Genomic DNA, 11392 nt, shown 5'->3' on the forward strand with positions numbered 1-11392 from the left:
GGTGCGCTAATGAAAAGACAGCAAACACTGAAAAAAATCCTTACGCCGCTTTTGGCGGCTGCGCTGCTCGTCTTGCCGGTTAACCCCGGCAAGGCAGGGGCTGAAGCGGTTCTTCCGCTCAGCGGTTCCGGAACGGTCAGCACATATAATTATTTTTATGAGAATTATCCCCGCCTGAATGACCGTAATCATGTGTACAAGACCGCTACATATGAAGATATCGTCAATCTGTTTGAGAGTGAGGGTACTTATGCTGTGCTGGTTGGCGGCACTTGGAGCGAGGAGACCCAGGCCAATATCGGGTTCATTAATGAGGTAGCCAAGGAAACCGGGATCAACGTTCCCACGATCTATAATTTTGACACCAAGCTGGACGGGGCCACTCTTGATATCGCAGACAGCAATAATCCGTATGCCTATAAATACGTTGATCTGGTCAACAAATATTTGAAGAATCTTTCGCTGTATGACAAAACCGACCGGGAACACAACGTCAGCTATGTGAATGCAACTGGCGAGACTGTTTCTGCCAACAAGATTGATGCTCCGTTCTTGTTCCTGTACAACAAGGATCATAAGGATGGACAAGGCAACAGCGCGCCTATTGTTTCCTATCTGAAAGACGGTGGGTCTTGGGAACAATTTCAGACAAGCGGCCAGCTTGATCCAGCCAAGGTCGATGCTTATAAAAACTCTGTCAGACAGGTGTTTAAGGCTGCTTCCACTTACAGTGTGATCAATGAATCCGAGTATATTAAATCGGCATTTAACCGGAATTACGCCGGAGAGAACAATGGAAATATTATTTTTACTCCGGAGGACAAAAATCTGGTGCTTGAGCATGTGACCTATCATCAGCTGAAGCAGATTCTGGCCAGTGACGGCAATTATGCCCTGCTGTTTGGGGGTTCCTGGTGCCCGAATACCCAGGCAATCATCAAATATATCAATGAACAAGCGATCGCGCACCATATAGACAAGATCTATTTCTTTGATACGAAGCTCGATTCGGGGCTGACGGTAGCTGAGCCCGGTAATAATACGGGAACCAACGGACGGGCCAATCCGCATAATAACAATGAGCTGCAGATTAGAACGAGCAATCATCCGTATGCCAATCTCTACGTGGATCTGGTGGATACCTATCTCACCAATATCAAGACAGAAAATAATCAGGCGGCTAAACCTTCTGTGATCAGTTATGTTAATGATCTGAACGAGACAGTCACAGGCGACAGACTTCAAGTGCCGTATCTCTTCACGTACAATAAAGACAACAAAGATGCGGCTGGAGCAAAGGCTCCTATTCTGGGGCACGTGGAGCTGATGTACTCCTGGACGAATATCCAGTCGGGTTATGTAAGCAGCGGTTATTCCGACGGCTCCAGGTACAAAAATACCATTCAAGCTTTGAATACTTTGTACTCCCGATTGGAGGCTGTGCCTGCCGGACTGTACGGCACCGCAGACGGCACCATCAGAGGAGCCAACAGCCAGCTGGAATACAAATACAAGAGTGTGCAGGATTCCGTCTATGAATATCAATCTGTCGCAGGCGATACGATTTCGGGACTGGAGCCGGGAATTTATCTGGTAAGATATAAAGCCACTGCGGGTTTCCAAGGTCCTATTATTAAGCCGGAAGGAACCACGGCCATTCCATACGCTGCGGGAGAAGCGGTAGAAGTGGTTGTGCCCTTGCCCGGAGAGCAGGCCGCCCCTGCAGGGTTAAAGGGATTGCCGCCGACAACTGCGGCGAACGCCGATGGACAGATCAGCGGTGCCAAGGGAGCGCTGAGCGCGGAAGAGCTGCAATCGCTGGAATACAGACTGGCAACGGTTACGGAATATACGTATGCCAAGGATGTATCGCCTGTACATCTTATACCGGGTATCTATCAGGTAAGATATGCGGCTAAGGAAGGAATTGCGGCAAGCCCTGAGGCTAGTGTTGCCGTTCCGGCCTTCACAGACAGACAGGCGGCACCTACCGGCCTGGCAGGAGTGAAGCCGACTACCTGGGAGAATAAAGACGGGAAGATCACAGGGACCACCAAGCAATTGCAGATCAAGCTGTCCACCGTTACGGAATATGTCTACGCGGGAGACGGAGAGACCACCGGGTTGATACCGGGCGTGTACAACGTAAGATATCCGGCCAAAGAGGGTTATGCAGCAAGCCCGGCGGCCGATGTAGTTGTCCCCGGCAACCTTCAGGAACAGACTGCGCCAACCGGTCTGGCCGGCATAGCGCCTACCTCCTCCGAGAACAAGAACGGAGTGATTACAGGCACAACGACAGCACTGGAATACAAGCTGTCGACGGCATCCGTCTACATTCCGGCAACGGATAAAGAAATCACGGGTCTGGCCGCTGGAACCTATAACGTCAGAACTGCTGGCAAGCTGGGCTATAAGCCAAGCCCGGATACCAATGTTGTCGTACCAGCCTATGTGCCGGCAACAGGTTCGGGCGGCGGGAGCGGCGGTGGAGCACCGGTTGTGCCGGTACCAAGCACGAGTCCAGCCCCTTCTGCGACAACATCCGGAGATACAGTGACTACAGTTGCAACCGCATCGGTTAAAACTGACGATGCTACTGGCGTGACCACAGCTGCTGTTACTGCCGATGCGGTGGCAGGCCTTGTCAGCAGCGCCAAGGCTGCGGAAGCGCAAGGAAAGAAGGCTGTTCTGGAAATCAAGATTGCAGCAGGTACGGGTACCAAGACCACTGAACTCAGCATTCCAAGAAGCGCATTTAATGAAGTAGCTTCCGGCACGAATGCCAGACTTACGATTAATGTCGAGAACGTTGGGCAGATCACCTTTGATTCCACTGCGGTGGCAAGCATCAGCGCAGCCGCCGATGCCGGGAACATTGTCATCAGAATTGCCAAAGTATCCTTAACCGAAGAAGGTAAGGCTGTGCTCGGCGACAGACCGGTGTATGATCTGACAGTTCAAGCAGGAGACAGCAAGGTGGCTGTCTTCGGCGGAGGCAAAGTGCAGCTCAGCCTTCCTTACAAGCTGCAGGCAGGTGAAGAAGCAAACTCCATTATTGTTTACAACATCACCAGTGCCGGTGGTCTGGATATTGTCCGGGGCAAATACAATGCGGCTGCGGGAGCGGTGGAATTTGTGACCACCCATTTCTCGCAATATATCATTGCCTATAACAAGGTCAGTTTTGCCGATATTGCTGCCACCGCCTGGTATAACAATGCTGTAAGCTTCTTGGCAGCAAGAGAAATCACTTCAGGTACTGCCGGCAACAGCTACAGCCCGAATGACAACATCACCAGAGGCCAGTTTATCGTTCTGCTGCTTAAGGCTTACGGCATTGCGCCGGAAGCGGGAGCTGAAGGCAATTTCAGCGATGCAGGGAAGACGTACTACAGCGACTATCTGGCCGCTGCCAAACGGCTGGGCATTGCCTCCGGTTCCGGCAACAATGAGTTCAAGCCGGATAGCTATATCACGCGTCAGGAGCTGTTCACGCTGCTGTACCGTGCCCTTGAAGCTCTGGGAGAACTTCCCGGGAAGAACTCAGGCAAGGAGCTGGCCGGCTTCAGCGATGCAGCTGATGTTGCAGGCTACGCTCAGGAAGCACTGAATGCACTAGTGGAACGCGGTATTGTCGAGGGGGCTAACGGAAGAATACATCCGCTCGACCCTTCGACCCGGGCGCAAGCGGCGCAGGTTATTTATAATCTGCTATCCAAGTAGAAAGACTGCGCTGCAATAGAAAACCGGAATCGGTTAATGTCCTATTCTGCTAGCATAAATACGAGTCATTATAAGGGGCGGCCCTGTAGCCGCTCCTTTTTTTCGTGAATGTATAAGTTTTCAGGGCCTCGCAAAGGTGCTGTGTTGCTTTCAAAGCCAAAACCCTACTTTGTAGGGTTAGTTTGTTGCGATTGCTCACATGAGGAACGTTGTAAAATTTGATAGAATAGGAATAGTATTGAAAGTTTGTCTTAATGATTTAAAGGACAGTCGACTCGAAAGGAGATTAACAATGGGGCTATTGGAAGAGCCGGTCATCTCAATATCCGGCTTATGGATGAATTACAGTGACAGAATGGTGCTGCGGGGAATCGATCTGGAGGTTCACCGGGGGCAAATCATTGGCTATATCGGACCCAACGGGGCGGGCAAGAGCACCACGGTCAAGATCATGCTCGGACTGGTGGAGGGTTACAACGGTACGGTGAAAATTTTTGGCCGAGACATCGCTGACGGAGACACTGCCTACAAAAGGCGGATCGGCTATGTGCCGGAGGTCGCAGAGCTGTATGACAGCCTGACCGCCAGGGAGTACCTGACATTCATCGGCGAACTGTACGGCATGAAGCAGAAGGATGCTGATGAGAAAGCGGAAAGGCTGATGGGTCTTTTAAACCTGGAGAGGGCTTACGACATGCGTATCGCCTCCTACTCCAAAGGGATGAAGCAAAAGGTGCTGCTGATTTCCAGCATGCTGCATGATCCCGACATCTTATTTCTTGATGAACCGCTCAGCGGGCTGGATGCCAACAGTGTAATGATCGTTAAGGAAATCTTCGCCTCACTTGCGGCACGGGGCAAGACCATCTTCTATTCCTCGCACATTATGGATGTGGTAGAGAAGATCAGCAGCCGGATCATCCTGATCGACGGGGGAGATATCGTAGCAGACGGCAGCTTCTCGCAGTTGAAGGAGCAGAACAGGGAAGGCTCGCTGGAGGAGATCTTCAATCAGCTGACCGGATTTGACCAGTACCGGGATATTGCCGGTGAATTTGTAGCGGTCATTGCTGAGGGTGCTCCGCATGAATGATTTCTTTGTATTGAAGCTGCTTGACCGGCTGCAGGGAGGCTTCAAGAGAATCGGTGTCGATTATGGTATGCTGCGCAACATTCTTCAAGTAAAGCTGACCATGGACGGAAGGCGGACGCCGACGGTATTTGCGGGATCACAGAACAATAAGCAGGAGACCGAGGGTTCGCCGTTCCGGGTGCAGTGGTTTTATTTACTGATCGGTTTGATGATGATTTTCATCGTTATTCCCAAGGGGAATTATATCCTGATGATGAGTATGCTGTTTAGTGTGGTTATGTTCATGATTATGACAACACTGATCTCCGACTTCTCCTCGGTCATGCTGGATCTGCGCGACAAGAATATTTTGTTCTCCAAGCCGGTGAACCGCCGGACCTTAAGCATGGCGAAGAGCCTGCATATTCTCATTTATTTGCTGACAGTCACGCTGACGTTTACGGGACCGTCACTGATTGTTTCGATATTTATCCAGGGAGTTCCCTTCTTCCTGCTGTACGCTGCTGCAGTCATTCTGATGGACTGCTTTATCCTTGTGTTTACCGCGCTGCTCTATTTATTGATCCTAAGGGTCTTTGACGGGGAAAAGCTCAAGGACATCATCAACTATGTCCAGATCATTTTATCCATTGGAGTTACCGTGGGCGCCCAGCTGATTTCCCGCTTGTTCAACATCACTGAGCTGGGCGTTACTTTTAAAGCGGCCTGGTGGAATTTTCTGTTCGCCCCGATCTGGTTCTCTGCTCCGTTTGAGCTGCTGATTGCCGGGAAAAAGAGTGCCCATCTTGCGGAGCTGGCACTGCTTGGCCTTGTGGTGCCGCTGGTACTGCTTGCGGCATACATCAAGCTGATGCCGACATTCGAACGGAGTCTGCAGAAGCTGGCGGAGCAGGGCGCTGCGGGCAAAGATAATGGACGCTTGTCCCGGCGGTTGTCTGCGATTGTATGCCGGAACAAGGAAGAGGGGATGTTCTTCCGGTTTACCTGGTCCATGATGAAAAACGAACGGGATTTCAAGCTGAAGGTATACCCGTCCATAGGATTGTCGCTGGTCTTGCCCTTTATCTTTATATTCAACCAGGTATGGAGCGGAGACATGGAGGCGGTCAGAGGCTCCAAAACCTACCTGTTTGTTTATCTCAGTGCAATGCTGGTGCTGACTGCCGTGCAAATGCTGCGTTATTCGGCCAGCTATAAGGGCGCATGGATTTATAAAGCTATTCCATTGCCCGGGACGGCCGCGGTGTACCGCGGGATGCTAAAGGCGGTGCTGCTGCGGCTGATGCTGCCATTGTTTGTCTTGGAAGGAGCGGTATTCGTCTGGCTGTTCGGAGGCCAGATCATTGTGGATTTGTTCGCTGTGCTGCTGGCCTCGCTGCTGTATACCGTCATCTGCTATCGCATGATGCCGCAGGCGCTGCCCTTCTCCGAGAAATATGAAGCCGCCAAGCAGAGTGATTACAAAGGGATTTCCATTGCTCTGCTGTTTATATTAATGGGGTTTGCCGGGGTTCATTATGTGTTCACCTTGTTCTTTCCGGGGATTTACATCTATTTGGTAATTTTGACAGCTCTAAATTGGTGGGTTTGGCATGTTTCCTTCCCCCAAGCCGCTCCGCGGAACGGGAAGCTCCCAACTCTCGGCGCTTGAGGCAGCAGGCAAATATGGACATTTTTTGCCATCCTTAAAAAAGGGGTTCAAGTTCCAGTATTTACTTAGACAGATTTCCAAATAAAAGGTAGAATACACCTAAAGTTAGTTCTCAGGGATCACCTATAATCTTTACACACTCTTCCGTTTATCTGATACTCGTATATTGATTTTATACTTGAGAATACATGACAGCGATAATGATAATATAACCGGTGAAGAGGTCAACTATGGATCAAATGGGAATCCACTATAACATTTGGATTGTTTTGCTATCTTTCGCGCTGGCGGCAACCGCGGCCTATTCAGCGCTTAATCTGATTTCACAGGTTTCCCATTCTACGGGCAAGATCCGGCGTTTGTGGCTGCTGTCGGGGGCATGTGTGCTGGGCAGCGGAATCTGGGCGATGCATTTTGTCGGCATTATGGCCAGCCGCCTGCCGTTTGAAGTCGGTTATCATCCGGGCAGAGCGGTGTTGTCCCTGCTGATCAGCATCCTTTCCAGTTTTCTGGCCCTGGGGATTGCGGTAGCATCCCGCCAGCGGCTGCTCAGACTGCTGGCCTCCGGCTTCATTCTGGGCGGCGGAATTTCCGCCATGCATTATGTCGGAATGTCCTCTATGGAGATGGACGGCAGACTTCACTATGAGCCAATGGCTCAGGGCATATCTATGATGATTGCTCTTCTGGCTTCTTACATCGCTGTATTTCTGTTTCGCAAGTTTAAGGATTACACCGGCTTCAGTGCCTGGAAGCTCTGCTCCTCGCTGTTCATCGGGTTTGCGGTAACCGGAATGCATTATATCAGCCTGGGTACAAGCCGCTTCGAGCTCAACAGCTGGCTTGGGGCTAAGCCCTTTCTGATGGAGACGGATTTCATTCTGTTGACAGGGGTATCGCTGGTAACTCTGTTTATGCTCGCTATTTCTGGAGGCGCCGTGTTTCTGGACCGGCATGTTCTGGAAAAGATGGCCTATCATGATCCTTTGACCGAGCTGCCGAACCGGCATGGACTGGAGCGTTACTTTCTGGATGAGTTCTTTGGGGTGAACTCGGGTGCGGTGTTTTTTGTCGATCTGGACCGGTTCAAGTCGATTAACGACACGCTGGGACATGACATCGGCGATGAGCTGCTGCAGGAGGTTGCAGACAGGCTGATGTATTGTGTAGGCTGCCAAGGCAAGGTTTTTCGGATGGGTGGCGATGAATTTCTGATTGCGCTGCCGGATTGTACATTAGAGAATGCTCAGGACATGGCAGAGCATGTATTGCGGGAGGTTAAGAAGTCCTACAGCATTAAGGGCAATGAGCTGTATGTTACAGCGAGTGTCGGAATCAGCCTGGCTCCCGTACATGGCACGGACCGCTCTGCGCTGATGAAAGCCGCGGATACCGCGCTGTACACCTCCAAGGACTCCGGCAAAAATAAATTCAGTGTGTTCGACCAGGAGATGAACCGCCACCAGCTGCGGCGGATGTCACTGGAGAAGGATTTGCGCAAGGCGCTGGCCCGCTCGGAATTTATGGTGGTTTATCAGCCGAAGTGGGATTCATTTATGAACGTCACTGTTGGACTGGAGGCACTGCTGCGCTGGAGGCATCCGGAGCATGGGATCATCTCTCCGGCAGAGTTTATACCGATTGCCGAAGAGACGGGCCTTATCGTGCCGATTACGTACTGGATGCTGCATGATGTATGCGGCCAGAATATGCTGTGGCACAGGGCTGAGGTAGCGAATGTTCCTGTATCCATCAATATGTCTGCCCGGATGTTTGAAGGAGGAGGCCTGTATGATGTGGTGGAAGAGGCGCTTACGCGTTCTGGTCTGGAGCCGCATTTCCTCGAACTGGAGATCACGGAATCCATTGCAATGAACAATATGGAGGAGACGGTAGCACAGCTCTCCAAGCTGCGGAATCTCGGGGTGCGTGTGTCGCTTGATGATTTCGGTACAGGGTTCTCTTCACTCGGTAATCTGGATGAGATTCCGGTCAATACGCTTAAGATTGATCAGGTCTTTATCCGCAAAAGCAAAATGCATTCGAAAAAAGCGATTATCAGCAATATTATTGCGATTGCCAGCAACCTCAATATGGAGGTTGTCGCCGAAGGCGTAGAAACAACCGAACAGATAGAACTGCTGCAATCCCTCGGCTGCCGGGTAATGCAGGGTTTCTATTACGGCCGTCCGATGCCAGTTCACGAACTGGGTCAATGGTTTATAGAAAATACAGCTTAGACGCTACATAAACTTTATATCGCTCGATGTATTATACAAGAGGCTGGTCATCACTGGGAAACAGGATGGCCAGCCTCTTGTTCAAAGATAAGAACTTATATGCTTCACGCTATAAATTATCCTTCTATTTCTCGCTGAAACGGATACCGTCCTTTGAGGACGGCGAAGCCGTTTCCACTTGTTTAGTCTGTTGCATTAAAAAAGCAGCGAGTCTCTTGTTGAGACTTGCTGCTTTTTTAGAATTAGATTTTGAAGTTCTCCACCAGCACCTGCAGCTTCTCAGCAAGTGAAGAAAGGAACGCAGCGGAAGACTCAACCTCTTGCATAGCTGCAAGCTGCTCCTGGGAGGAGGCGGATAACGTCTCGGCGCCTTCAGCAGTCTGATTTGATACTGCAACAATATTCTGGATTGCGGTCACGAGCCCGTCGGAGATCAGCGCCAGTTCACGGACAGTCTCCGAAATCTGCTGGCTTTGGGAAGACATATCAGAGACGGAAACCTCTATCTCGGAGAAGGATTGCCCGGCAGACATGATCATTTCTCTGCCCTGCTGCATTTCATCCGTGGAACGTCTCATGGTTTCTCCGGCCTTGTCCATCTGATTTACAATGAGACTGACCAAATCGCCAATTTGACCGGCTGATTTAGCTGAGCGTTCAGCAAGCTTGCGGACGGATCCGGCAACTACGGCAAAGCCGCGGCCCTCTTCACCGGCACGGGCGGCTTCTATCGCTGCATTCAATGACAGCAGGTTGGTTTCTTCAGCGATGCTGGCGATCGTACTGACGATACTCTCAATTTCCTTGGAATGACTGGCCAGCGTATCAATAATAGCAGACAAATTGGTAATGCTTCCGCTGACTACCTGCATCTGCGAGGTGGTGGAATCCATCGCTTCCCGGCCTGTCCGGGCCTTCAGTGCATTGCTGGCAGCATTATTCATGGCACTGTCCGCATTGTCGGCAATCTCGGTAATAAAACGGGACATGTCCTGCACAGCTTTATAGCTTCCTTCCAAATTGTCCAGCTGCGTATGGGCCCCATCGGCAAGCTCAAGGGTGACATTGACACTGTACTCTCCGGCCCGGTTCGTTTCCTGCGCGCTTGATGAGAGTTCCTGGGAGGAAGAGGCCACCAGCATGGAGGTGTCATTGACCTGGGTGATGAGGTAGCGCAGGCTCGACGTCATTTCGTTAAAGTCACGGGCCAAGGTGCCGATTTCATCCTTGCTCTTGAACAGGAGCGGCTCACGGGTCAAGTCGCCCTTAGCCACGTTGTTAACTGAACTGGATAGTTTGGTGAGCGGTCTAACCATGCGCCGGATGGCCAAATACGCGGCAATAATAGCTACTACCAGTATGGATGCGCCGATAATGAAAGGCTGAACGATGATGTCCCTCGTACGCGTCTGAATCAGCGGGCCGTCAAAATTGATGGCCATAAGTGCGATAATGGGCTTCGTGGGGTCATGATCCTGATAAATGGGGCCGTACCCGGTTTTGAGGGAGGTGCCTTGATATGTATAAACTTTGGAGTATGCGGAATGCTTCATGGTAGTAATCATTTCTTTATCTTTATCCGAAAAATAGAAAGTGTCACCGGCTTTATAGCCTCTTTCTTTGAAGCTTTTGTCTGCGGCAAGCACAGTACCGTCCAAGGATAGGATGAATGCTTCCTTGAAAATCGGTTTATGGTTAATAATCCAGCTGATCCGGTCTTCTACAGCGGCCACCTTGCTGCTGTCACCTGACACCAGTGCCGATATGTCAGCGGGATCTACTAGGCCGGTAGTAATGTTCGCACAACCTACCAGTTCGATACCTGCAGCTTCATCCACTTGTCTGTAAGCCGCGCGGTATCCGAAGAACCCGATGGATGATCCGACAAGAAGTAACACAATGAGCATCATCCAAGTTAATTTTGTTGCCAATTTCATGACTCGTACCACCAGCCCTGACTAAATGTATTCAGTGAATTACTGTTCACTGCTACGATTATAGCGTATCGCGGCTCTTAGAGCAGTAGCTAGAATGTAGTATTTTTGTGTCGAAAAATGCAGAGTTTTCCTAAAAAAATCACTTTTGCAATGACTCTGATCATGTCCAAAAAGACAAAAGCATTGAATCATCACCTTCCGAAATGGTACGCTTAAGTCAGGACTAACGGATTGGGAGCTGAAAGGGATGCCGCAACAAATCGATCCGTTGATTGAAGCCTTAGGATTGTCTATGTGGAGGGTGCAGCGTAAAATCACTTCACAGATGTCATTGCATAAAGAAATTGGTCTAACCGTGCCGCAATTCGGACTTTTGCGCATGATCGCACAGGAGAAAAAAGCACGGGTGATCCAACTGGCCGATAAGCTTGAGGTGAAGTCCAGTGCGGTTACAGTTATGCTGGACCGGTTAGAAGCGCTGGGACTTATCGCACGCGAGCCGGATGAGAATGACCGTAGAGCAGTTATTGTGACTCTTACAGCCAAAGGCCAGGAGCTGCTAGAGGAAGCGCAGTACCGTTCGCTGCTGCTGCTTGCCGAGCATTTATCAATCCTGAAGCCGGAGGAACTGCAGAACTTCGCGGACTATTACCGGTTCCTTGAGCAGCAGGAACGATAACGGTGATTGGCCTGAGGGATACAGAAAGAGCTGCGCTCCAAATGGGAGCGCGGCTCTTTCTGTACT

6 protein-coding genes are annotated in these 11392 nt (G+C 50.6%); 5 read left to right on the top strand and 1 reads right to left on the bottom strand.

Annotated elements, in window-relative coordinates:
- The first annotated feature begins 9 nt into the window (after positions 1 to 9).
- The 4 genes from NYE29_RS12100 to NYE29_RS12115 all read left to right on the top strand — a co-directional run bounded on the left by NYE29_RS12100 (position 10) and on the right by NYE29_RS12115 (position 8710).
- Positions 10 to 3726 carry an S-layer homology domain-containing protein gene (locus NYE29_RS12100; RefSeq protein ID WP_340896154.1) on the top strand — a complete coding sequence of 1239 codons (3717 nt, stop codon included), beginning with the start codon at positions 10 to 12 and terminating at the stop codon, positions 3724 to 3726.
- Positions 3727 to 4018: 292 nt separating this feature from the next.
- A complete protein-coding gene (locus NYE29_RS12105; RefSeq protein WP_038597612.1) occupies positions 4019 to 4819 on the top strand; it encodes an ABC transporter ATP-binding protein in 801 nt (266 codons plus the stop codon).
- Positions 4812 to 6470 carry a hypothetical protein gene (locus NYE29_RS12110; protein ID WP_340896155.1) on the top strand — a complete coding sequence of 553 codons (1659 nt, stop codon included), beginning with the start codon at positions 4812 to 4814 and terminating at the stop codon, positions 6468 to 6470. Before NYE29_RS12105 ends, NYE29_RS12110 begins: the two co-directional genes overlap by 8 nt.
- 230 nt (positions 6471 to 6700) lie before the next feature.
- On the top strand, positions 6701 to 8710 hold the full coding sequence (locus NYE29_RS12115; protein ID WP_340896156.1) for a putative bifunctional diguanylate cyclase/phosphodiesterase: 2010 nt from the start codon (positions 6701 to 6703) through the stop codon (positions 8708 to 8710).
- A gap of 242 nt (positions 8711 to 8952) precedes the next feature.
- Here NYE29_RS12115 and NYE29_RS12120 read toward each other — a convergent pair whose 3' ends face one another.
- Positions 8953 to 10647, bottom strand: coding sequence for a methyl-accepting chemotaxis protein (locus tag NYE29_RS12120; protein ID WP_076109707.1), 1695 nt, complete (start codon positions 10645 to 10647; stop codon positions 8953 to 8955).
- Positions 10648 to 10894: 247 nt separating this feature from the next.
- Here NYE29_RS12120 and NYE29_RS12125 point away from each other — a divergent pair, with 247 nt between their 5' ends.
- Positions 10895 to 11326 carry a MarR family winged helix-turn-helix transcriptional regulator gene (locus NYE29_RS12125; protein ID WP_340896158.1) on the top strand — a complete coding sequence of 144 codons (432 nt, stop codon included), beginning with the start codon at positions 10895 to 10897 and terminating at the stop codon, positions 11324 to 11326.
- The last annotated feature ends 66 nt before the right edge of the window (positions 11327 to 11392 follow it).

It is taken from the genome of Paenibacillus sp. FSL M7-1046, assembly GCF_038007405.1.
Lineage (GTDB): Bacteria > Bacillota > Bacilli > Paenibacillales > Paenibacillaceae > Paenibacillus_AQ.